The 23,607-nt window shown below is 39.4% G+C and carries 25 protein-coding genes, 1 other RNA gene and 1 riboswitch; of the genes, 7 read left to right on the top strand and 19 right to left on the bottom strand.

All coding sequences use genetic code 11. The features are described 5' to 3' along the window. A complete protein-coding gene (metA, locus tag ACSBQP_RS02830) occupies positions 1-909 on the top strand; it encodes a homoserine O-acetyltransferase MetA (protein ID WP_008346374.1) in 909 nt (302 codons plus the stop codon). Between the two features lie 228 nt (positions 910-1,137). Continuing rightward, positions 1,138-2,289, top strand: a complete 1,152-nt coding sequence (locus ACSBQP_RS02825; RefSeq protein ID WP_007500831.1) for a diglucosyl diacylglycerol synthase — start codon at positions 1,138-1,140, stop codon at positions 2,287-2,289. Between the two features lie 35 nt (positions 2,290-2,324). Here ACSBQP_RS02825 and ACSBQP_RS02820 read toward each other — a convergent pair whose 3' ends face one another. Beyond that, positions 2,325-3,026, bottom strand: coding sequence for an AIM24 family protein (locus ACSBQP_RS02820; protein WP_007500832.1), 702 nt, complete (start codon positions 3,024-3,026; stop codon positions 2,325-2,327). A gap of 267 nt (positions 3,027-3,293) precedes the next feature. Here ACSBQP_RS02820 and cspD point away from each other — a divergent pair, with 267 nt between their 5' ends. After that, positions 3,294-3,494 (top strand): cold-shock protein CspD, encoded by a 201-nt coding sequence (cspD, locus tag ACSBQP_RS02815; RefSeq protein WP_003215784.1) that lies wholly within the window; start codon positions 3,294-3,296, stop codon positions 3,492-3,494. Positions 3,495-3,545: 51 nt separating this feature from the next. On the opposite strand, the gene ACSBQP_RS02810 is transcribed toward cspD, so the two are convergent. The 3 genes from ACSBQP_RS02810 to ACSBQP_RS02800 form a co-directional block, all read right to left on the bottom strand. Further along, positions 3,546-3,728 carry a hypothetical protein gene (locus ACSBQP_RS02810; RefSeq protein ID WP_008346368.1) on the bottom strand — a complete coding sequence of 61 codons (183 nt, stop codon included), beginning with the start codon at positions 3,726-3,728 and terminating at the stop codon, positions 3,546-3,548. A 171-nt stretch (positions 3,729-3,899) separates the two neighbouring features. Then, the gene (locus tag ACSBQP_RS02805; protein WP_008346366.1) at positions 3,900-4,082 is read right to left on the bottom strand and encodes a zinc-finger domain-containing protein; all 183 of its coding nucleotides are present in this window, start codon (positions 4,080-4,082) and stop codon (positions 3,900-3,902) included. Position 4,083: 1 nt separating this feature from the next. Continuing rightward, on the bottom strand, positions 4,084-4,755 hold the full coding sequence (locus ACSBQP_RS02800; protein ID WP_017367474.1) for a ribonuclease H family protein: 672 nt from the start codon (positions 4,753-4,755) through the stop codon (positions 4,084-4,086). Between the two features lie 94 nt (positions 4,756-4,849). Between ACSBQP_RS02800 and ACSBQP_RS02795 the strand changes: the two genes are divergently transcribed. Genes ACSBQP_RS02795 through ACSBQP_RS02785 form a run of 3 tightly spaced genes read left to right on the top strand, consistent with a single transcriptional unit; the run spans position 4,850 to position 6,105 of the window. Beyond that, on the top strand, positions 4,850-5,539 hold the full coding sequence (locus ACSBQP_RS02795) for a queuosine precursor transporter (protein ID WP_007500834.1): 690 nt from the start codon (positions 4,850-4,852) through the stop codon (positions 5,537-5,539). Position 5,540: 1 nt separating this feature from the next. After that, entirely contained in the window at positions 5,541-5,936 is a 396-nt protein-coding gene (locus tag ACSBQP_RS02790; RefSeq protein ID WP_035703313.1) for a reverse transcriptase-like protein, read from the top strand. 43 nt (positions 5,937-5,979) lie between these two features. Further along, on the top strand, positions 5,980-6,105 hold the full coding sequence (locus ACSBQP_RS02785) for a hypothetical protein (protein WP_008346357.1): 126 nt from the start codon (positions 5,980-5,982) through the stop codon (positions 6,103-6,105). 37 nt (positions 6,106-6,142) lie between these two features. Here ACSBQP_RS02785 and ACSBQP_RS02780 read toward each other — a convergent pair whose 3' ends face one another. From ACSBQP_RS02780 to ACSBQP_RS02750, 7 genes are all read right to left on the bottom strand, one after another. Beyond that, on the bottom strand, positions 6,143-7,030 hold the full coding sequence (locus tag ACSBQP_RS02780; RefSeq protein ID WP_435028175.1) for a 5'-3' exonuclease: 888 nt from the start codon (positions 7,028-7,030) through the stop codon (positions 6,143-6,145). A 274-nt stretch (positions 7,031-7,304) separates the two neighbouring features. Beyond that, positions 7,305-7,568, bottom strand: coding sequence for a YpbS family protein (locus ACSBQP_RS02775; RefSeq protein WP_008346351.1), 264 nt, complete (start codon positions 7,566-7,568; stop codon positions 7,305-7,307). A 41-nt stretch (positions 7,569-7,609) separates the two neighbouring features. Next, positions 7,610-11,203 (bottom strand): dynamin family protein, encoded by a 3,594-nt coding sequence (locus ACSBQP_RS02770; RefSeq protein WP_435028174.1) that lies wholly within the window; start codon positions 11,201-11,203, stop codon positions 7,610-7,612. A gap of 131 nt (positions 11,204-11,334) precedes the next feature. Continuing rightward, entirely contained in the window at positions 11,335-11,421 is an 87-nt protein-coding gene (locus ACSBQP_RS02765; RefSeq protein WP_223251174.1) for a Fur-regulated basic protein FbpC, read from the bottom strand. Between the two features lie 85 nt (positions 11,422-11,506). Further along, positions 11,507-12,016, bottom strand: a complete 510-nt coding sequence (locus ACSBQP_RS02760) for an isoprenylcysteine carboxyl methyltransferase family protein (RefSeq protein ID WP_017359716.1) — start codon at positions 12,014-12,016, stop codon at positions 11,507-11,509. Further along, a complete protein-coding gene (locus ACSBQP_RS02755) occupies positions 12,016-13,113 on the bottom strand; it encodes a type III polyketide synthase (RefSeq protein ID WP_079919905.1) in 1,098 nt (365 codons plus the stop codon). Before ACSBQP_RS02755 ends, ACSBQP_RS02760 begins: the two co-directional genes overlap by 1 nt. Before the next feature lie 316 nt (positions 13,114-13,429). Continuing rightward, complete coding sequence (locus ACSBQP_RS02750) at positions 13,430-13,936, bottom strand: GrpB family protein (protein WP_435028173.1); 507 nt, start codon at positions 13,934-13,936, stop codon at positions 13,430-13,432. A gap of 489 nt (positions 13,937-14,425) precedes the next feature. On the opposite strand from ACSBQP_RS02750, the gene ACSBQP_RS02745 reads away from it, so the two are divergent. Next, complete coding sequence (locus tag ACSBQP_RS02745; RefSeq protein WP_435028172.1) at positions 14,426-15,280, top strand: polysaccharide deacetylase family protein; 855 nt, start codon at positions 14,426-14,428, stop codon at positions 15,278-15,280. 65 nt (positions 15,281-15,345) lie between these two features. Here ACSBQP_RS02745 and pbuX read toward each other — a convergent pair whose 3' ends face one another. The 8 genes from pbuX to gpsB form a co-directional block, all read right to left on the bottom strand. Next, the gene (gene pbuX, locus ACSBQP_RS02740) at positions 15,346-16,665 is read right to left on the bottom strand and encodes a xanthine permease PbuX (protein WP_007500846.1); all 1,320 of its coding nucleotides are present in this window, start codon (positions 16,663-16,665) and stop codon (positions 15,346-15,348) included. Then, a complete protein-coding gene (gene xpt / locus ACSBQP_RS02735; protein ID WP_008346333.1) occupies positions 16,662-17,246 on the bottom strand; it encodes a xanthine phosphoribosyltransferase in 585 nt (194 codons plus the stop codon). The genes pbuX and xpt overlap by 4 nt, the downstream gene beginning before the upstream one ends. A gap of 118 nt (positions 17,247-17,364) precedes the next feature. After that, positions 17,365-17,464, bottom strand: a riboswitch (purine riboswitch). A gap of 138 nt (positions 17,465-17,602) precedes the next feature. Beyond that, positions 17,603-19,108 carry a carboxypeptidase M32 gene (locus tag ACSBQP_RS02730; RefSeq protein WP_058214038.1) on the bottom strand — a complete coding sequence of 502 codons (1,506 nt, stop codon included), beginning with the start codon at positions 19,106-19,108 and terminating at the stop codon, positions 17,603-17,605. Between the two features lie 127 nt (positions 19,109-19,235). Continuing rightward, the gene (locus tag ACSBQP_RS02725) at positions 19,236-21,173 is read right to left on the bottom strand and encodes an ATP-dependent DNA helicase (RefSeq protein WP_435028171.1); all 1,938 of its coding nucleotides are present in this window, start codon (positions 21,171-21,173) and stop codon (positions 19,236-19,238) included. Between the two features lie 75 nt (positions 21,174-21,248). Next, on the bottom strand, positions 21,249-21,446 hold the full coding sequence (locus ACSBQP_RS02720; RefSeq protein WP_017359721.1) for a hypothetical protein: 198 nt from the start codon (positions 21,444-21,446) through the stop codon (positions 21,249-21,251). A gap of 105 nt (positions 21,447-21,551) precedes the next feature. After that, entirely contained in the window at positions 21,552-22,706 is a 1,155-nt protein-coding gene (locus ACSBQP_RS02715) for a THUMP domain-containing class I SAM-dependent RNA methyltransferase (protein ID WP_017359722.1), read from the bottom strand. Positions 22,707-22,815: 109 nt separating this feature from the next. Further along, an RNA gene (rnpB, locus tag ACSBQP_RS02710) (RNase P RNA component class B) lies at positions 22,816-23,197 on the bottom strand. A gap of 60 nt (positions 23,198-23,257) precedes the next feature. After that, positions 23,258-23,563, bottom strand: a complete 306-nt coding sequence (gene gpsB / locus ACSBQP_RS02705; RefSeq protein ID WP_008344631.1) for a cell division regulator GpsB — start codon at positions 23,561-23,563, stop codon at positions 23,258-23,260. Positions 23,564-23,607 lie beyond the last annotated feature (44 nt).

The raw sequence follows: 23,607 nt of genomic DNA, 5'->3' as shown, positions 1-23,607 counted from the left end.
TTGCCTATTAACATACCAGTTCATCTGCCGGCAAAACAAATACTAGAGAGCGAAAATATTTTCGTCATGGATGAGACAAGGGCATTCAAACAAGATATCCGTCCTTTGAATATCGTGATCTTAAATTTAATGCCAAAAAAAATACAAACTGAAACGCAGCTGCTGAGAATGCTCGGAAATTCTCCTTTGCAAGTGTATTTTACATTTTTGATTCCAAGTACACATACACCGAAGAATACATCGAGAGAGCATCTAGATGAATTTTATACGACCTTTGACTCGATTCGCCATAAAAAATTTGATGGCATGATCATTACAGGTGCACCAATTGAGCATTTAGCTTTCGAAGAAGTTTCCTATTGGAAAGAACTGCAGGACATTTTGGACTGGAGTAAAACGAATGTGACGTCTACTCTCCATATATGCTGGGGGGCACAGGCTGGTCTTTATCATCATTATGGCATTGAAAAAATCAAGCTTCCAGAGAAAAAATTCGGTGTTTTTGAGCATCTTGTCAAAGAGAAAAAAGAAAGATTAGTAAGAGGTTTCGATGAAGTATACTATGTCCCACATTCTAGGCATACAGATATTAATACAGAACAATTAAAAAACACGCCGAATCTAAAAGTATTGAGCACGTCTGAGGAAGCTGGTGTTTGTTTAATTGTTTCAGATGATGATAAACAAGTATTTTTAACTGGACATCCTGAATACGATACAGATACATTGAAGCAGGAATATGAAAGAGATTTGTTGAAACATGATACAGTCAAAAAACCCGTCCACTATTTCATAGAAGATGGAGACACATTAGTTCCAGTGAACCGCTGGAAAGCCCATGCTACTTTGCTGTTTATGAATTGGCTTAATTACTATGTTTATCAAGAAACACCATATGTGTGGGAATAAAATAGACTGTAGTCTGATGATAAATGCTTAAAATGTGTTAAAATACAAATGGCTCTGTCTTCCATTATCAATTTAGTCTGTTTGTTTTTTAAAATTAGTTTAATTCTTTCGTAACGAATGATATGCTCTCGCTGTTTATATGTTATCTTTATGTATATGTAGACCTATGAGATTTATAGTTTTCGTACGAAGTTTTGTTGTTGTTGATTACATTTGAGGTGAATATTCTTGAATACCAATAAAAAAATATTAATCTTGACCGCAAATTATGGAAATGGACATATGCAGGTTGCAAAAACACTGTATGATGAATGCAAATCCCAAGGGTTTGAACATGTGATAGTTTCTAATTTGTATCAAGAATCAAATCCCATTGTGTCTGAAGTGACTCAATATTTATATTTAAAGAGCTTCTCCATTGGGAAACAATTTTATCGCTTGTTTTATTACGGTGTAGATAAAATTTACAATAAACGCAAATTTAACATTTATTTAAAGATGGGAAATAAGCGTCTTGATGAATTAATTCAATTACACAATCCGGATATCATCATCATTACATTCCCGATGATTGTTGTACCTGAATACCGAAACAAAACAGGTAAAGTCATTCCAACATTTAATGTGATGACAGACTTTTGTCTTCATAAAATTTGGGTACATGAAAACATTGACCGATACTATGTTGCAACCGATTATGTGAAACAAAAGCTAGTAGAAATCGGCACACATCCAAGCGATGTCAAGGTAACAGGCATTCCGATTAGACCACAATTTGAAGTAGACGTGCCTAAATCGATCATCTATAAAAAATATGGATTATCATCAGACAAAAAAGTCCTTCTCATTATGGCGGGTGCCCATGGTGTACTAAAAAATGTGAAGGAACTGTGTGAAGCACTACTTCTTGACAGTGAAGTACAAATTGTTGTTGTGTGCGGTAAGAATGCAGCGCTGAAGCAATCGCTTAGCGAACTTGAACAAGCACACCCAAATCAATTGAAGGCGCTTGGATATGTGGAACAAATTGATGAATTGTTCAGAGTAACGGACTGTATGATTACAAAACCGGGCGGGATTACATTAACAGAAGCAACAGCAATTGGTGTCCCAGTTATTCTTTACAAACCTGTTCCAGGACAAGAAAAAGAAAATGCTCTTTTCTTTGAAGATTACGGCGCTGCCATTGTCATCAACAGACACGAAGACATTTTAGAATCTGTCACTAACTTGCTGCAAGACGAAGAAAAATTAGAATCCATGAAACAAAACATCAAAAAATTACACTTAAAACAATCTTCTCAAACCATTTTAGAAGATATCGTCGAACAATCAGATCTGATCATGAGCAACAAATCGTATGCTCAAGCATTATCATAAAAAGGTGTCCGTCAATGACGGACACCCTTCTTCTTTTAACCTTGATTCCCATTCGTTGTATACACTTCTTCAAACGGCTGCACGACAACAAAGCCACTTCCGCTAAACTTCATTTGAATGGACTCTCCGCTTCCCCTGCCAATAAACGTTTTGAACGATACATCTGTCACAAATTCAGTCTGCAAATCTCCTGACCATGCGACCGTCGCATTCGGATCTGTATAAACAGAATCACCTGGCTGAACAATCAGCGTCAGCGGTTCGTAATGACTTGTGATTGCCACAAGACCTGGTCCTTCAAGTTTGACATTAAATAATCCGCCTGCAAGCATGCCAGACACCTTTTTCATTAATTTAATATCCCACCGAACAGACGGTTCAAATGCGAGCAAGTCGTTTCCATTAACGAAAATAGACTCCCCTTGAGCCAATCGAAGAATCGAAATTTTTTTCCCTTGGTCTGCTACATATAATTTCCCATCACCTGTGGCCTTCATCAAAGAAGTTCCTTCTCCTGATAACATTTTTTTGAACATCTTTGACACACCGTGTTCAAACACACCTTCACGTTCAAACTTTATTTTCCCGCGATATGAAACCATGGAGCCTGTTTTTGCCCAAATGGTATCCGTTAAATTAATTTCTAACAATCTTGGTGTTTCAAGTTCAAAGACCCCTTCCCCTTTGTCTTCTTGCTGCGTATTCTGAACAAACTCCTCAATTGTGTAACGATTCATGACGCACCTCTTTCTGTATTTTTACTATATACGGACAAGTTATACGTTAGGTTTCATGAGATTAGGACGTTTTATAGATAAATGTCGTTCACTAAAAAAACAAAAAAATCAAACATTCTGCTCAAAATTTGGCTTGCCTGCTTGACGCTTTACTTTTGATGGTGTATAGTGGAACCATCATTTAACAACTTCTTAAGTCGTTAGGTGATGAAAAATTTTTTTTAGTATGCCAAAAGGTGTGCTACAGTACTAGGAGGAAAAAGCAATATGCAAAACGGTAAAGTAAAATGGTTCAATAATGAAAAAGGTTTCGGCTTCATTGAAGTTGAAGGCGGAGACGATGTATTCGTTCACTTCACAGCTATCGAAGGTGACGGTTACAAATCTCTAGAAGAAGGACAAGAAGTTTCTTTTGAAATCGTTGAAGGTAATCGTGGACCTCAAGCTGCAAACGTAACAAAAATCTAATCAACTCAATCAATGATGAAACGACAAAATAAAGAGAGGCGTATGCCTCTCTTATTTGATTTTCAGCTGAATTTCAATCGCTAAAATATTTTGCTTTAATCTTTGTTCAATTTCAGAGATATCTTTTTCGAGAAAAGGTCTTCCCTTCTTTGCTACATCTACCAGTTGCTCTAGATCACTGTACACCTCTTGAAATGTCCGATGTAATACCGTTTCAAAATCCTTATTATCCATGCCGGCCTTCCCCTTTTCCTCTATTATCCGTCACTTAGTCAAAAAGTAACTCAACCAAAACTTTCTATAGTTATATCGGCTCATTTTTCAGAATATGTTCTTTTTTTACACATTCTATTCGTTTTTTTTCGTGAGCGTATGATACATCTAGGGGAAAACCGGAGTGTATGCTTATTTTTTGAGTAATTCATTCCCGTATTGTTTGATCTTCTCTCCTACCGTGCATTGCTGTATACAAAAGGAGTGCGCATATTTTTTGCCAAATTCTTTACGAAAGTGCTTCTTAATCAAACAATCTGAACAATACGTGTCTTGAAGATCTGTTAATTCTTTTACTGCTGTTTTTTTATCCACTTTATTCAGCTCCGTCTGCTTCTAATTTCAACTTACTTTCGATGGGGACGTCTGCAAGTATCTGTCTGGCAAGCTGATCTGCTTCTGCATTTTGTTTACGATCGATGACTTCATATGTTGGCGTGAGCTTCAGCTCTTTGATCGCAGCCTCAATTCGGTCGAGCCATTTGTTATGTATATCATCATAACAAGGCCATTCCCCTTTGAGCTGATTCATCACAACAAGAGAATCTCCTCTAATCGTAACAGAGTTTCTGCTGGCTCCCAGTTCTTTTAAAGCCTTTACCGCTTCAAATAAAGCCGCATACTCTGCCTCATTGTTCGTGGTGCTCTGAAAAGGCTGATTCTTCCTTAACCGGTATGCATCCTGTCCGAGCTGATAATACACAACAATTCCAAGCCCAGCATCACCTGTTTCTTTGCGAAAACTCGCATCAAAATAGACCTGAAGCTGATCGGGTTCAAGCCTAAGTTCTTCGTTTAGCTTTTCAAGTTCTTTCATCGACCACATCGCACCCTTTTCATCTTCAAATGATAGAAGTGACTGCGGTTCTTTTTTGTCTATATGTTTTGCTAAAAGCAAGGCTTCTTTGAGCTCCATCCAATCTTCTTGGAAAAAAGCAATGGACCCAATCGATTTCACTTTCATTGTATAGTGTGCTCTTAGTTTCATTGATCACATCGCCTTCCCGTACTTTTAAGGTAAACGTTCGTTATGCTATAATCAAAAAGTTACATTTTACATTTAGAAAGGAAGTTCATGTCACTTGTTTAATGAAGGTATTTGGATCTTATTTGCGATCATTAATTTTATCATTGTTCTTCTATTTTATAAAGGATTTGGCAAGATGGGGCTTTTCGTCTGGATTGGTTTTGCAACAGTTGCTGCCAATTTACAAGTGGTCAAAACCGTTGAATTATTTGGCTTAACGGCAACACTTGGCAACATTTTATACGGCAGTGTGTTCTTTGCAACGGACGTCCTAAATGAAAAATATGGACAAACCGAAGCGAAAAAAGCTGTCTGGATTGGCTTTGCCACCCTTTTAACATTAACTGTTGTCATGCAGGAGGCTTTACTTTTCCATCCCGCTCCATCTGACATTTCCCAATCATCATTAGAAACGATATTTGGCTTTATGCCAAGGGTCGCTCTTGGTAGTCTTGCTGCTTATATCATCAGTCAAATGTTAGATGTTTATGTATATTCGTTTATTCGCCGGATATTTCCTTCAGACGGTGCGCTCTGGCTGCGAAATGCGGGGAGTACAATGATTAGCCAGCTGCTTGATACACTCGTTTTCACAACCATTGCCTTTCTTGGTACCTACCCATTCCATATATGGATCGAAATTTTCATCACGACTTATGTGATTAAATTTATCGTCGCTGCCATTGGCACACCTTATGCCTATGCGGCGAAAAAAATGGTTCCGATTGATGAAAGGGGGAAATAAATTGCCAGCTGAAATATATATTGACGGTGCTAGTGCCGGAAACCCAGGTCCATCTGGCATCGGCATTTTCTTGAAATATGACGGAAAAGCTGAGTCTTTCTCCATTCCTCTTGGCACCATGAGCAATCATGAAGCAGAGTTTTCCGCGCTCATTGAAGGCATGAAAATTTGCGTAGAAAAAGGATTACGGACCGTTTCATTCCGCACTGATTCACAAGTAGTAGATCGTGCAGCCAATGCAGGATTTGCTAAAAATCCATCTTTTCGTCATTTTATCGAAGAAATGCTGCAGCTTCAAAGCGAATTTGATTTATTTTTCATTAAGTGGATTCCGAGCAAGGAAAATCAAGTGGCTGATCAGCTCGCTAGAAAAGCGATTCACCTTTCAAAAGGATGAATCGCTTTTCTTTTGGTTATGCTAATGGGTGAGGTGATACGAATTGGATAAAGAGAACAGAGGCCGTGTCACAAACGGAACGACTCCTCAAGGTGATGCGCAGACAAAAGATAAACAGCCAATATCGCAATTAGAAAATAAGGCGAAAAAAAGCAACACAAAGGGCTAAAATGAACTTGATTTTAGCCCTTTCTTTTTTTCTAACCTTAACTGATTCCTAATTGACTTAAGCGGTTCACCATTGGTTCGATCCCTTTAATTTGATGCAAGCGAAGCATTGCCGCTGCCCGCTCTGGATCCATTTTTATTTTTGTTTCGTCAATCGGACAGCTGAGTGGTACATCACATTTAATTTCTGCCAGTATACGAGAAAGCTTCAGATCTTCTAATCCTGCTTGCATTTTCTTTTGCTGAGCTGCCGTTAATGAATGAACATTTTCTAACAGTCGATCAATCGTTTCATACGTTTGAATAAATTTCAATGCTGTTTTTTCGCCGATTCCTTTTACACCAGGGTAATTATCGCTAGAATCACCCATCAGTGCTTTCATATCAATCAGTGCCTTTGGAGATATGCCCATTTCCTCTTCAAAAAGGGCTTTTGTATAATGCTTATAATTCCCAATGCCTTTTTGCATTAAAGCCACGGTCACTTGTTCATTCAAGATTTGCAGCAAATCTTTATCTCCTGTTAAGACGGTCACATGTGCTTCGTTTTGATAGATTGATGCAAGCGTTCCAATACAATCATCTGCTTCAAAACCTTTCACACCAATGTTCATGATCCCCAGTTCTTCTGTCGCCTCTTTTGCTAAATCAAACTGCGGGATAAGCTCAACAGGCGCCTCGCCTCGATTGGCTTTATAATCTTGAAACAATTCGTTCCGGTATGTCTGGCTCCCCATATCCCAGCAGCAAACGATATGAGTCGGCTCAAATGTTTGGACAGCTGTTAACAAATGCTTCAAATAACCATTCACTCCATTTGTCGGTACACCACGATCATTTATCATAAAATTGCGATGGACAGCCGTCGCATAAAACGACCTAAAAAGAAGTGCCATTCCATCTACAAGTAAGACGTGTTTATTCATTCATCTAAACTCCCTTTTTATAAACAATACTCCTATTCTATCATAGAACATCGAAACGAACATAAAAAAGGCGCCTTCTTCTTTTGATAAAGAAGAGGCAGCCCGATTACTTTTTACCATATTGCATTTTTTTCGTTTCCGCTTCTGCGTAGGATGGCATGTCTTTTTCCTTCGGCATGCGCTCCTCCTGCTGCTTTACGTTTTGCTTTTTTGCCATGATCATTCCCCTTTCTGGTTCATTTGTTAAGATGACCAAAAATGAGAAAATTACTCTTTACTTCTGTTTACGCTGGGTGTATTCCTCCACCATCTCAATCGTCACGTGTTTACGAAGCGGAACAATTCCGCCTCGGGCAAGCTCATTCATTTTAGACGTAATGGCGTTGATCTCATCTGTTGAAAATGGTTCATTGTGTTCACATTTTTTCACAGCCGATTCAATCGCCTGCTCTCTTTTTTGTTCAAGTGCAAGAAAAGATTGGATGTGGGCATGTTGTTTCTGTGAATGTGCAGAAATTTCTTCGTGTACGCTCGTCATCGTCTATCAACTGCTTTCTTTTTTATATAGTCTATCATGAATCATATCGTTTTCAACTGGTTCTTCCATTCATTTGTTTGTTCATAAACTTGTTCAATGACCGCCTGTTTTTCAGCATCTGTTGTAAGGCTCGTCATAAATGTCTGTTTTTGCTCATTGAGCTGTTGGAGAGCATCTTGTTCGTACCTTTCCGTATAGGTCTTCACTAGCTTTTCATATCTGCTCAGCAACTCTTCTTTTTCGTTATCTGCCCAACGTGTTGTCATTTGATGTAGAACATCTCGAATGGCTTCAATAAACGTAGCCTTTTCATTTTGTTCAAAAAAGGCTTTCGCTGATTTTTGTTTCTTTAAAAGTGGCTCAAATGGTGCAATCTCTGCTTCGACTTCAATTTGTTTTAGCTCAGCATTTTTCTCCTCAGGGGCTGACAGGCTGAGAGAAAAGTAAGGATCTTCCGCACATGCAGCCTGCATCCCTTTTTCCCACTCCTCCTGGAAATAATGGTGGATAAACGATTCCATTCGGATATCAAGTGCCTTGAGCTCCTGCACAAATTCAAATTCATACTCCTTTAACGCTTTCTCAAGTGCCTTTTTTAACTGCTGACCAAAATTCCCTTGAGATATGCCAGGATAAAAAGCCGACTTTAATAGATCATTCGCAAATAATGAAAGCCGCTGTACAATATGATAGAGCTGTTCATGCACGTCTTTTTTTACGCTTTCGGTCACAAGTTTAGACCGTTTCACATCTTGCATTTTTTCGAGAATGGCTTCATAGGATGTCTTGATGTTTTTCTTTTCAGCTTCTTTCTCATCTTCTGATTGATGCAAGGTCGCACGTAGTCTATCGACCGTTGTACATAATGTATTAGCTTCAAAATGCAAAAGTTCAATGGCATCTTTCGTTAATTCTTCCTCAATAAAATAGTCGAGCTGTTTTCTCAGTGTTGCATATTGATTATAAGATGTCGGCTCTTTCCCCTCGATCTCTTCCTTACTAGACACATGATGCAGGTTTGGATTGCGGATGCCTTCTTTTGTGAGCTCGCTTCGTACATAGTCAAATACGGTTTCAAGCTCTGCTTGATCCTTAGCCAAATCAGCTGCATTGATGATAAAGAACATTTTATCCATGCTAAAGGAATCTTTTACGAGTCCAAGCTTCCGTAAAAATGAGCGATCAGCTTTTGAGAAAGAGTGCTGATAATACGTTAAATAAAGAAGGGCGTCTGCATCCTTCATATACTGGAAGGCGATTTCTGTATGACGCTTATTCATACTGCTAGCACCTGGTGTATCGACAATCGTCAGTCCTTTATCTGTCAAAGGTGTACTTAAATACACCGTCACTTCCTTCACCACACAAGAAACAGATTCTTCCGCTACATAAGGCTTTAATTCTTGAAGTGTGACATGTAAATTGGTTTGGTTGTCAATGTCATCATGAAACTTGGCATAGGCTTGTAGGAAATGTTCTACAATGATTCGGTGATCCTGTTCGAGCTGCCGTTTTTTCAGTACTCTTTCCAGCTTTGCCTTAAACGAATCTCCTTTTTCTGTTGCGATCGAAAATCCAAGAATCTGATCGAGTTCCTCTAGAATGTCCTGCTTGGTTTTAAACACCACTTTGACACTTTCATGAGGATGATCTTCCGTAGGTCGTGTCAGTTTGTTAATTGTCGCAGTTGTTGGCGTAGGTGATGATGGTAACACCTTCCGTCCAACAAGCGCATTGGCAAAAGAAGATTTTCCAGAACTAAAAGCGCCAAATAAAGCGAGTGTAAATTCTTTTGCCTGCAGCCGTTCTGTTCGTTTTTCAAAGGAATCTCTTTGAGACTTTAGAATATCTAAAGGCGATAAAATGCGGGAAAGCTCTTTAAATTGTGCAATTGATTGTGCTGTTGTTAAATGCTGTGATTGGCGGTATTGATCGCGCTCTATCCGTTCAGTTGCTTGATCGCTCTCTTCAACATGAATTGATGCGCGATTCTTCTCCAGCTGGTCGTGCTGCATCCATTGCTTTTTCGCATAAAACCAGTCGCCTGGGATATGATCATCCGTTCCGTTTTGCCAAATATCCCATAAATGCTGAATATCCTGTCTTATTTGTTCATTTTTTTCGTTATACTCCTCAAGGCTCTGAAGCTCTTGTTTCGCTTGTTTCCATTTTTCCTCTTGCTTCTCTTGTTCATTCCGGAGCTGGTCTTTCAAGGTCTCAATCATCTGTTCAATCAATTGAAGCGCTTGCTGTTTTGCCTGTCTTTTCAATGCTTCACCAGCATCTTTCGCATATTGAAGAACATATTCGTTAGAAAAAGTTGCCCCTTGGTGAATGACCTTTTCAAGCAAGGATTCTTCAACAGGTGTCTCAAATGCCATGGCTTTGTCTAATAACGCTTCCCCAAGCTGATGCTGTTTTATTTCTTTTTTAAGGAGCTCGGCAATGTGCCAGTCAACTTCCGCTTTCATTCTCTTTTTTACATCTGCTAAGAAATCACTTGCCCGCTTTTCCTTTTCCTGCTCGGTTTTATTTTTTGCAAAAAGTAAACCCACTTTAAAGCCAGGTGCTTTCGATTCGATATAGTCACTTGCAAGCTCTCGCATCTTAAATGGCGTGAGGTTTGCATTTTTTAAGATGTTCTCTACTTCAGAAGACACTTTATCTTCTACCTGCTTTGCACCATTTTCAATAAATCGGCGTTTCTCTTCTAGTTCTTTCACTTCATTCCTTTTTTCTTGAAGCTGCGCGTCAAGGTCCTCTTCATGCAGTTCTTCTTTTAACGAGTCTATATGTTCTTTTAAAACATGTTCGATTTTCTGCTCTGTATAGGCTCGAAGTGATGCTTTAGGCATGGTTTGTAATTCTTGTAGCTTCTTCACTAAACGGATCATTTCGTTTTTTGGGTGTGCCTCATCCGTCACAGAAGTAAAATATAGATGTTCTTCTTCAATGCCTTCTTTTAAAAGCATCTCAACGACTTGTTTTTTGTAGTTTTCAAAAGTTGTCTCTTGTTCATCATGCCGATCCACTTGATTGACGATGAAATAAAGATTAGGCACTTTCTCTTTAATCGAGCGAATGAAGCGAATGTTTTCTTCAGAATGGACATGGTTATAATGAACGACATAAAAAAGAGCATCCGCTTGATGAAGAATCGAAGCAGCGGATAAAAAGTGCGCATGATCCGTTGAATCAATTCCCGGCGTATCAATGAGTGCCACTTTTTCTTCAAGTCCACTATAATCACCGCTAATTTCCACCATCTCAATTTGTTCCCCATCTTTACAAAAACGCTGCACCGCTTCTTTATCATAAGAACCGCTCATTTTTGCAAAGCGTCCATCAGACGTATGGAGCTGAACTTCACTGACCCCTTTCCTGACAACAACCAAGTTTGCACTCGTTGGAATTGGGCTTGTGGGCAGGATGTGATCATGAAGAAGATGATTCACTAGTGATGACTTACCAGCAGAATAGTGGCCGGTAAATGCGATATATACTTCTTCTTCAGCTTCCTTTTTCATAATAGATGCAAGTTTGGCTGCGCGCTCGTGATCATCCCTTTTCAGAAGGCTTTGATATAAAGCACCTGTAGTTTGAACGAGCGAATCTCGAATAGACAAGTCTTTCATGACGATAAACCCCTTTGTTTTTAGAAAAGTCAGTTATGTATGTGTACCATTTTACACAAAATAAAGAGATTTTTCTTCTGATCTGAGGAAATAAAAAAATCTGCTGCCCGATCAGTCGCAATGGACTGCAATCAGGAAGCAGATTTTTTTGAAACACCTTTTAATACGAAGCCAATCAATAAGCTGTATACACAGACCGTACCGAGTAAGAAAATCATTGTCATGTGATCACCGTCCATCCTTCATGATTGAGAATGTTTATCATTAATGAAAGTGTAGCACAATTGATAATGATTTTCAATATTAATTTAATAAATACTGATTCAGTGCTTTTTCTTCTGTTTGTATTCTGACCATCATCATCCATCCATTTAAACACGTAAACAAAATGGCAGTAATAAATGCGTTAAATAGCAGCGGAATGAACATCAGTTCAATCGCCACCACCACATAGTTAGGATGCTTTAACCAGCGATACGGCCCCTTTTTCACAATCATCGCATTTGGAACGACTAAGATTTTTGTATTCCAATACGTCCCAAGTGAACATAGTGCCCAGTACCGAATCACCTGGGTAGCAAGAAGGAACACAAGCAGCAATAGGAAAAAACGAGACGGTTGACGATGCAGCAGCCATGTCTCTCCAATAAGCGAGAGGAAAAAAGCTGCATGCATAGCGACCATATAAGGATAATGGCTTGCACCAAATTCAATTGCTCCGATCGCCTTCACCTTCTTTTCATTTCTTTTCGCCACAAGCACTTCAATGAGGCGCTGACAAATGAAAATGCCAATCACTATCCAGAAAATCATCACGAGAGCCCCTCCCATTTCATGAGCAATAATTCTGATGAAAAGCCTGGACCAAGTGCTCCGCAAAGCCCCACCTGTCCTGCATCTAGTGACTGATGTTCAAGAAAATGCTTCATGACATATAAAACGGTGGCAGAGGACATGTTTCCATGCTGTTTCAGAACCTCTTTTGAAGAAAATAGCTGATGCTCTTGTAAAGATAGGCTTTCAAGATAGGCATCAATCACTTTTTTTCCTCCAGGGTGAGCAAGAAATACGGATACATCCTCTGTTGAAAACCCTAGTTGATGTAAAAAGTGATCCACTTGCTCTTTTAACCAGCCAGAAATGATGGACGGAATGTCACGTGAGAAGATGACTCGAAATCCGTCGGCGGTAAAATCCCATCCCATCACATCCTCAGAATCTTTCATGGTCACTGACTGCGTGCCAAGCACTTTAGGAACCGTTTTTAACCGCGTATACTTAGAGGCGGCCTTTTCTCCAGTTAAAAGAACGGCCGCAGTCCCGTCACCGAACAGCGAGGTTCCAATTAAATTGCTTTTTGATTGATCTTGCGGCTGAAAAGTGAGGCTGCAAAGCTCGCAGGCAACAACGAGCACTTTCGCTTCTGGATACGCCCTGATGTATTCATAAGCTCGGGATAAGCCTGCCGCCCCGCCCCCGCAGCCTAACCCCCAAATTGGCACTCGTTTCGTATAAGGAGAAAATGGAAGAACATTCATCAGCTTTGCATCAAGACTTGGCGTTGATAACCCTGTACTAGAGATGAAAAACAAAGCATCAATCTCATCAAAAGGAACTGGCTTTGTAAGAAACGCTGTTTCATGCAGACAGTGAAAAACGGCTTCTTTCGCATGAGCCAATGCTTTTTCGATATAGAGGTCGTTTTTCTCTTCAAAAGAGTGATGTTCTTGATACCAATCAATAGGCTGTACAAACTGCCTGCTCTCTATTTCGCCATTATTAAAAGCTTTTAATAGCCGATCAATATCTTTAAACGATCGTTTAAATTGAGACCTTGCAAATTGAGCAGCTGCTTGCTGATCCACATGATGTTTTGGCAGACTTGTTCCAACTGAAAGAATGTATGCCATCGGCTTCACCTCTTTTTTCGGTTAATATCCCCAATCAAAAAAAGGATATACATGCCAAAACGACACAATTCAGTCAAAATATTTTCCTCCGTCTAACTTTTTGTCTTGACGACAATTGATAAATATTGGATAATATAGGTGAAAACATGATGTAGTTTTCCTCCTTCACAGGTTCGTTCCAAGCCAAGCGAACCTGCTTTTTTATGCAATTTATGTTCAAAAATAATGGTGATTTAATGAAAAAAAAGAACTCCGTTAATTGGGAGTTCCTCTGTGAATGACCTCTCTTATGAACATCTAAATAGCAAACCCTCACCTAAACCTTTTCAAGGATTGACTTAATAAAATCAGTTTTTTCATGTGCGTATTTGTGTTTGTCATTTCCATGTAATCTTGATAATATAAGTTTAAGCTGTTGGTACTCACTTCTAGCTTGCTCATTATTTCTCAAGTAATCTCTGAAATTTAACTGTTCAAGTAAATACTTATTATGTCTTTGGTACATATGGATTTGATGTGTTCGTGGTTCTCCCTTATTAAAGTAGTGTCTTTCAGGTAATACGTCTGTTCCTTTATATGAGTAACCGAGTCCTTCCAACGCTATTACACATTTTTCTCCATCAAAAAAATGTTCTATTTCAATTGCAATATCAATAATTGGCTTAGCGCTTAAACCTTTTACTGCTGTACTTCCAATATGGTGTACATTGATTATGTATTGACTAATATCACCTATTATCTTTCGCTTTTCACTTTCAAATTCTTTTGTCCACTCAATAGACCAAGGAACTAAAAAGACTTCCCCTCTTGGTAATCCTAACATTTACTTATCCCACCTTTCAACACCCATTTGGAGAATGTTAATAAACCAACTTTATCATAGGTCCCATATGGAGAGAGCAGACAGATTTCAATAATCATCCTATTCGTTTAGATCTATTTCTTGGTTGATGTCATTCAATACGATTCTTAACCATTCACTCTCATCTTATTTTATATCTAAAGAACAAAAATCCCTTCAACCGATTATTAATAGAGTTAGTTAATATAGCTTTATTCAAAAAAACACCTCTCAAATGAGAAGTGCAGACCGTAGACAAACCCCACCTTTCATTTAAACATGAATGGATCACCTTTTTTTCTGATCAACACAAATAAATAACCATAAAATGCTAATTTATTTGATGATTATATATGAAAAGGGGGTTTTTTCCTGTATACTTAATCAATATGAACACCATGAAAAACAGTGAAAAAAGATAGAATCTACTACATGATTCGGCACAAAATTTAATTGACTGGAGTGATTGTCATGAAAAAGGTGTCCAAAAAACAAACACCCTACAACACGATATTTCTCTCAAAGATAATTGGTTTAGTGCTTCTTACACTGTTTCTCTTTTTTATCTGGGATATGTCTAAACCCCATTTGCAGGCGACAAATGGGCAAGCAAAAATTGTTACTAGCAGTGACTTCCGAGACACAAGTATCAGTCTGAAAGCAAAAGATCATTCTGCAAGAACATTGGATCAACAATTTAAGACCAATCCAAACCAACAGACAACGAATCAAACGGTCTTTTTAACATTTGATGATGGTCCTTCTGCTACATCAAATCAGCTGTTAAATGTCTTAAAAGCACATCAAGTGAAGGCGACATTCTTCATGCTTGGACCGCAAATCCAAGCTCACCAAGCAGCTGTGAAAAGACTTTATCAAGAAGGACATCAATTAGGGCTTCATGGCATGACGCATGATATAAACCGCTTTTATCAGAACAGTGAGTCTCCCGCAAATGAAATGAGAGAAGCTCAGCTCATTCTTGCTTCTGTTACAGGCGTTTACACCCGTCTTGTGAGAACACCTTATGGCAGTGTTCCAAATTTAACATATGATCAAAAAGTACGCTTAAACCAATATGGCTTCATTTACTGGGATTGGACGATTGATAGCCTTGACTGGAGATATAAAAACTCACAATATGTTCAAGAGGTATTGAATCAACTGCAAATGTTTGAGAAAAATAAACCATGGGAACCAAAAGTGATTTTAATGCATGATCAACCCTCTACCACGAACTATTTAGATAGCCTGATTACACAACTAAAAGCAAGGGGCTATACATTTGCAGTCATTAACGAAACAATGCCTCCGGTACAACATTAATAGCACTAATCACAACAAGCCCGTATCCAAAGGATGCGGGCTTTCAGCTCTCCAAAGAGAAGTGATTACATAACAGATTGCTTAGGTTCTTCCATTAGCTCCTGCTCTGTTTCTTTTTTAAAAGGAATCATGTGATAAATAATATGAAGCAAAATAGCGGTAAAGCTTCCGGCGACAATTCCGTTACTTGTTAACAATTTAATCGATTCTGGCAAATGCTCAAACATTTGCGGCACAACCGTTACTCCGAGCCCGATGCCAACTGAGCATGCGACAATGAGCAAGTTTTCCTGTTTGGCAAAATCGACGCGTGAGAGCATTTTAATCCCGTACGCAATGACCATGCCAAACATGGCGACCATTGCACCGCCTAGAACGGATTTTGGAATAATCGTTGTAAATGCCGCGATTTTAGGAAAAAGGCCAAATACCATTAATAATACACCTGTCACCACAATGACCTGATTTTTCTTCACACCTGTTAATTGGATCAATCCAACGTTTTGGGAGTAGGCTGTGTATGGAAAAGCGTTGAAGATACCGCCTAATAAGACGGCAATTCCCTCTGCACGATATCCCTTTGCTAAATCCTTCTCTTTTAATGAACGATTCGTTAAATCTCCGAGCGCAAAGTATACACCCGTTGATTCGACTAATGACACAATGGCAACTAATGTCATTGTCATGATTGGTGCAAATTCAAAAGTAGGCAACCCAAAGTAAAAAGGCTCAATGATGCGGAAAACTTGAGCATTCGCCACTTCTGCTGTCTCCACCTTCCCTAAGAAAGCAGCAACTGCTGTCCCAAGTAGAATGCCGATTAAGATGGCAATGGCTTTCATGAATCCCTTTGTAAATCGATAGAGAAGGACAATGATAAACAATACAAGAAAAGCAAGTCCAAGATTCTCAAAAGAACCATAGTCTGCACTTCCTTCACCACCTGCCATATTGTTCATGGCGACCGGAATTAAGGTAATTCCAATGATCGTGACGACGGAACCTGTGACAACGGGCGGGAAGAATTTCACAAGCTTCCCAAAGAAAAATGAAAGAGCAATGACAATACACCCTGCCGCGATAATACTTCCATATATAGACGAAATTCCATATTTAGAGCCAATCGCAATCATAGGAGATACCGCAGTAAATGTACAGCCTAGTACAACAGGCAAACCGATGCCAAAAAAGCGGTTTTTCCATACTTGAAGCAGTGTGGCGGCACCGCACATGAAAATATCTGCCGAAATTAAGTACGTCAGCTGGGCTGGCGTGAGCCCAAGCGCATCTCCAACAATGAGCGGGACAAGAACCGCACCTGCATACATCGCCAGTACATGCTGTATCCCTAGCGAAAGGGTTTTGGCTTTTTTAGCGGCACTCATGATTGTACCTCGCGTACAAACGTGACTTTTCCTTCCTCGAGCGATTCGATACGTGCGAGTGACTCGACTCTATAGCCCATTTGCACAAGCTCTTTTCTTCCAGGCTGGAATGATTTCTCGATAACAATTCCAAAACCAGCTACTTTTGCTTTCGCTTGCTTTGCGATTGCAGCTAGTCCCTTAGCGGCTTCTCCATTTGCTAAAAAGTCGTCGATAATTAACACACAATCATCCTCACTAAGGTGCGTGTTAGAGACAGCGATCGTACTTTCTACTTTTTTGGTAAAAGAATACACACTTGCTGTCAAAAGGTTATCCGTTAAAGTCAGTGATTGCCGCTTTCTGGCAAAAACAACTGGCACATGAAGGGCAAGTCCAGCCATGACAGCAGGTGCAATACCAGAAGATTCGATCGTGATAATTTTAGTAATTCCATCATGCTTAAATAATCTAGCAAACTCTTGACCGATCTCATGCATTAACACAGGGTCAATTTGATGATTTAAAAAAGCATCTACCTTTAGCACTTGATTTGACAGAACGATTCCTTCGTTCTCGATCTTTTGACGTAACAATTCCATCATTCTTCCTCCCAGCATATTAGCAACTTTCATTTTTTTGCATAAAAAAAGCATTGCTGTCCATTAAGGAGCAAGCAATGCGAAAACGATCCACGGGATCTTCAGCTCATACAAAAGCTGTTTCATTTTGCTCACTCATAGTCGGACGGTATCGGTGTCCGGTAGAAACTTGCGTGCCTTCATCACGCGATTATATGAGTGTTTCATAGTGTTCAAATTATAACAAGATTTCAGACGCTTGGAAAGCACTTTTCTAGAAAAATACCGAACTTAAATAATCATTAAGCTTTAAACGTTCGTTTTTAGAATATTCAACCAGCAAAAAAGCACCCTTTTGATTAAAGGGTGCCTTTCATTTATGATAAATATAGTTTCGTGTACTTATCTGTTAAATAATCAATTAAGTATTGAACATTTAATTCTTCACCAGTTGCGTCTTGAATGATTTCAGATGGCTTTTTCCGTTTTCCATGCTGATGGACATGTTCAGTTAGCCATTCTTTTATCGGTGCAAAAGACCCGTTTTGAATCAGTTCATCAAAATTCGGTAAATCTTTGATCATTTGCTGCTTTAATTGCGCCGCATACATATAACCAAGTGCATATGAAGGGAAATAACCAAAACTACCATCTGACCAGTGAACATCCTGCAAAATACCAAGCGCATCGTTAGGCGGCGTAATGCCAAGATATGCTTTATATTTTTCATTCCATAACGCTGGCAAGTCTTCAACGGCTACTTCTTCATTGAAAATGGCCTTTTCAATTTCATAGCGAATAATAATGTGAAGCGGATACGTGAGTTCATCTGCTTCAATTCGAATGTAAGTCGGCTTCGATTCATTCACCGCATGCACAAATTCTTCTAAAGTGACATCTTTAAATTGTTCAGGAGATGCCTCTTGCAGCTTTTGATAATACGTTTTCCAGAAATCTTCATGTCTGCCGATAAAGTTCTCAAAGAAAAGAGACTGTGATTCATGAATACCCATTGATGTGCCGTCACATAAGAGCGTTCCGCTCAGTGCCTCATCAATATTTTGTTCATAAATGGCGTGGCCGCATTCGTGAATGGTGCCAAAGATCGCCATGCGAAAATCGTGCTCATCATAACGCGTCGTCACACGTACATCCCCTCTGCTTAATGTCACAGCAAAAGGATGAACCGTTGTATCAAGTCGTCCTGCGTCAAAGTCATACCCTAACTCTTTTAAGAAAAAGAGACTCAGCTCTTTTTGTTTGTCGATCGGGAAGCTTTTCGATAAAAACGAAGTATCCGGTTTATTTGGCGAAGCTTCAATTTTTTTCACGAGAGGAACGATGGCGTCTCGAAGTGCACCGAATTTTTGATCGAGTTGTTCAACCGTCATATCCGGCTCATAATTATTGAGCAGCACATCATATGGTGTTTTTTTCACGCCCCAATACTGGATGAAACGCTTGTTAAAATCAATCAGTTGTTTTAAATAGGGTGCAAAGAGTGAAAAATCTGATTTCTCCCTTGCTTCTACCCAAACATGTTCTGCTTTTGATTGTAGAATGGAGTATTCTTTAAATTCTTCTTTTGGAATTTTACTGTTTTCATCATATTCTTTTTGCGATAATTCGAGTGCCTTCTGCGTGTCTTTTGACAGCTTTTCTTTCTCTTTATTTAATGCATCAAGAAGATCTCTCATTTCATCAGAAGTCTTCATATTAAAGATATCGCTGGATAATTGACCGATGGTTTCTGCTCTGAAATCAGCACTTTTTTTAGGCGCTTGTGTTCGAGAGTCCCAATAAAGTAAATGAAGCGCCTCTGTATAATGGGCGATTTTTCCTAGTAATTGATAAAACGCTTTCTCTTTTGATTCAAGACTCATGCGTTCGTTCCCCCAATCAATAAAATATGTATGTACGTTTCAAGGCTACTTCAATAAATGTTCTTTTGTCAATGAAAAAGGAGGATACGCTGATCGTATCCTCCTTTTATTGAATGGTTTTCTATCATTAAGAGATCACTGGCTTTACTGGAAGAACGGATTCAATTTTACTTTGTAGCTCAATATCTTTCTGACTGCCAAAGTAAATATGAATGCTGCCAGCATCTTGGCTTGTCCGAATCAGTCTCCCAATGCCCTGCCTTAGACGAAGCAGCATGTACGGAAGGTCCACTTCAGTAAATGCATCTTTCGCTTCATTCCGTTTTGCTTCAAATACTGGGTCATGCGGTGGATATGGAAGTCCCCAAATGACCACATTTGTTAAAGAATGTCCTGGAATATCCAGCCCTTCCCACAAGTGAACGGAACATAACACAGATGTTTCATCTGCTTGGAACTTTTGAACAATGGTACTGATCTCCTCGTCTCCTTCAAAATACACATGGAAAGGCAGTGGTTCATTTGATGCATCGAGCTGCTTTCTAAATACATGCAGTTCATCAAATGAAGGGAATAAAATAAGAGATCGACCGCCATTTTCTTTTACCTGAGATAGCACGTGCTGACCTTTTACATCTGACTCTGTCATTGGCTGATGAATTCCGTGGAAATACATTTGCATTTGCTCCTCATAATCATACGGCGAAGCCACACTCATAGATAAGTAATCTTTGATCCCAAGGCTTTCAGCTAAATAATCAAATGATTTGTTTTCAGACAATGTTGCAGACGAGAAAATATAAGGGATTTTTTGCGAAAATACCTTTTCACCGAGCACTTCTGCTACCGTTTTTGGCATGACGACAAAGGTTGTATCTAATTCCTGCTTCTCCAGCCAGCTAATGGCATTTTTCTGATAAAGCGACAGAGAATACGCCATCTGTTCAATGTACTCTTCCACAACAGACAATTCATATTGATCAATTGTGTACATCTCTGATTCAAATACGAGCGCTTCTCCAATCTTCTCAAGCAAATCACATAATTCACTTGCTGAACGCTTCACCTCATCTACACGACCAATTTCAAGGCGGTGTGATCCTTTGATTTCTTTGGCATTCGTTTTTAAGAGGTAAAAGAATTGATCGTTTGTTGCAAGTGCATCTTCAACAAGCTCTGCAAACTCTTCACGAATATCATTTTGCAAAAGACGCTCCAAAAACGTCTCAAGTGTTGATTGTTTCACTCGGTATGTTAGCGCTTTTTGTGCTGCAAATTCAAGAAGATGTCCTTCATCAAATACAACAGAGCTATGCTCAGGAAGGAGCGGCAGCTGTCCTTCACGTTTACGTGACTCCTTTGTCCATACATGCTCCATGTAAAAGTCATGAGAACAAATGATGAGGTCTGTTGCTTTTCGGTAATGGTCTCTTGATAAATTCAAGCCACAGCGGTGCCGCATGTCGCACGTTAAGCAGTCCTGAAAAGAGTCATAGCCAATTCTTGACCACTCATCATTTGTTAATTCTGGATACTCTTTTCGATCACCATACGGATAAAATGTCTGCATCCCATGAGATTCATGAACAAATGAAGGAAGCGATTCATAAATGTCGAGCCACTTCTCATCATCTTCACGTTGCATCGTTTTCTCTAGTTTCTTTAAGCATAAATATTGATCATGCGATTTACTTAATCTCGCATCTATTTGAATATCAAGGTGATTGGCAATTTTATAGATATCACCTTCTTGTTTGACCAGCTGTTCAATTAACGTTTCATCTGCACATGCAATGATCGCAGGTTTCCCTGTATATCTTGCATATGTGACCGCAAATAAAAGGTAAACGATTGTTTTGCCTGTGCCTACCCCAGCTTCGGCAAACATCACACTTTTTTCTTTAAAGGCTCTTTCTAACTGAAAAGCCATGAATATTTGTTCATCTCGAAGATCAAAGCCCTTTTCTGGCAAAATGTCATAAAACACATCACCAATCCAGTTGCCCAGTTCTTCGTAAAAATTATGTTCTTTTGTTAATGAAAAAGGCAAACGAGACGCTGTCACCTGCTTCAACCCCCAACTTTTGAATCATTCAGACATTCAATAGTACCATTTATGCTGGGGTATGACAATCTTTTTTTAAGAGCGCAGGCGATGCTGGTAGCTTTCCTTCATTAAAAATGCGTGCTCTGAATGGTCTATGTAGTTTTGAGCCATTGCTAAGTTCTCGATGGCTGCCGTAAGTTTAGCAGATTGTCCTGTTTCAATCCCTTCTATTTCTCGGGCTGTTGAAGCGAGTGCTTTTTGAATTAACTGAAATTGATCATAATGAATCATGAAGACACCTCTTTTTTTAAAATCAAGTTCAGTTTATTCCGTCCCGTCAAGACTTATACCTTTTTAGCATAAAAAATCCACACCTTCTCGTGGTGTGGACATTTGTTACGATTCAGTTGTTTCTCTTCTAGGTCGGCGTTTTCCCCAGTATTGATAATAGTCTGTTTTAATAAATCCATTAAACAGTTTTCTCTTTTTCGTCGCTTTTCTTCCGAAACACTCTTCGAATTTTTCATGTGACGTTAAAATGTAAATGGACCACGTATCTAGGTTTTTCAATGCTTCGCCCATGCCTTGATACATTTTTTCCACAGCTGGCTTATCGCTGAGACGTTCACCGTAAGGCGGATTTCCGACAATTACACCATACTCTTCTTTTGTTTGAAAGTCCTTCACTTGCATTTGCTTAAATTGAATCAGTTCACTAAGTCCAGCTTCTTCTGCGTTCAGTTTCGCAATCTCTACCATACGATGATCGATATCGCTCGCGATAATGTGAAGCGGCTGATCATAGTTCGCCTTTTCTTCTACTTCAAGGCGTGCTTTGTTCCAAACGTCCTCACCGATCCATTCCCATGATTCAGATGCGAACTCACGGTTAAATCCAGGGGCAATGTTTTGTCCAATCATCGCTGCTTCAATAGCAATTGTTCCTGATCCGCAAAAAGGATCGACAAACGGACGGTCAGGTGTCCAGTTCGTTAATAAGACAAGCGCCGCTGCAAGGGTTTCTTTAATCGGCGCGCCCCCTTGATCTGCACGGTATCCACGTTTATGAAGACCCACACCTGACGTATCGAGCGTCAGCAATACTTTATCTTTTAAAAGCGCTACCTCGATTTTGTATTCAGGGCCTGTCTCTTCTAGCCATTCAGACTGTATGTTGTAAGATGATCTAAGTTTTTGCGCAATAGCCTTTTTGACGATGCGCTGACAATCCGGCACACTGGCAAGCTGAGATTTAACAGATTTACCAATGACGGGAAATGTGCTATTTTTCGGTAAAAATGCGGCCCAGTCAATGGCTTTAGTCTGTTCAAAAAGCTCATCAAATGTCCTGGCCGAAAATTCAGCAACTTGGACCTTGATTCGGTCTGCTGTACGCAGCCATAGATTCGCACGGCAGATGGCAAGCGCATCTCCTTGAAAAATAACTTTTCCGTTATCTACGGTGCACTCATACCCGAGGTCTCTTACTTCTTTTGCAACAATCGCTTCAATTCCCATTGGCGCTGTTGCGATGAGTGTATAGGTTTTCATTTGTTTATCACCTGTTTTCTCGTTCTATTCTGTAATCAAGATAAAAGCTCTCCATATGTAGAAATAGGAGAGCTTTGATTTCATCATGTTTATGATAACGGATATAACGTTCTGTAAGCCATGTTTTGTTCCATCGTACTGCAAACGGCAAAAGCCTCGTACTCAGGTGGTAATCATCTATCTACAGAATTCTCTGTCCTTCTCTCCGTTTGGTTCCTTTGAGAAAGTTCCCCTACCAAGTTTGGGTTTCTCGCTCGAGGGGTTTACCGCGTTCCACTCTCACCATTTCTAGTGAGACTTCGTCACTGTGGCACTTTCAAGGATACTTTGCCCTATCCTAAAAGGACGTAGGCATTTTTCCTGCCGTCAGCCTTTCCCAGGCTGCCCTGGCTTATTTTTTCGCCAGGCACGAACACTACGGGCATCTCAGCACCGTGCGAGCATGGACTTTCCTCTGCAATGTCAAAGCATTACAGCGATTACCCGAACGTTAATCAACATGCGTTATTATAAACGACAATGTCATCTGACACAAGCTTTTTTGGTATTACTCAATCATAAAGTTTGCTGCCGAAAACGTGTTTCTCAAGATTAGATAGTCTTTTTAAAATATCAAAGTTTGTTGTATTGGACTGTGCAGGCTGTCTTTTCCCTTGCTCAACCGCTTCTTCAAGCTGTTTTGACAAGTGAAGGTTTTCTTGTTGGAGTTTTTCAATTTCTTGATGGAATGTCTCATAGTCTTTAATGACCATATCTAGAAATTTATCGACTTCTTCTTGTTTATACCCTCGGACACCTGTTTTAAATTCTTTTTCTAAAATTTCTTTCGCAGAAAGCTTAACTTTATCAGCAAGCATCTTTTTCACCTCATATCGTGAATTCATAGTATATTTTTTCAGAA

It is taken from the genome of Bacillus sp. G402 (assembly GCF_051172515.1).
In the GTDB taxonomy this organism is placed as follows: Bacteria; Bacillota; Bacilli; order Bacillales; family Bacillaceae; genus Bacillus; species Bacillus altitudinis.
Note: the sequence above shows the minus strand (reverse complement) of the source record. Positions and strands in the feature narration are given on the sequence as shown.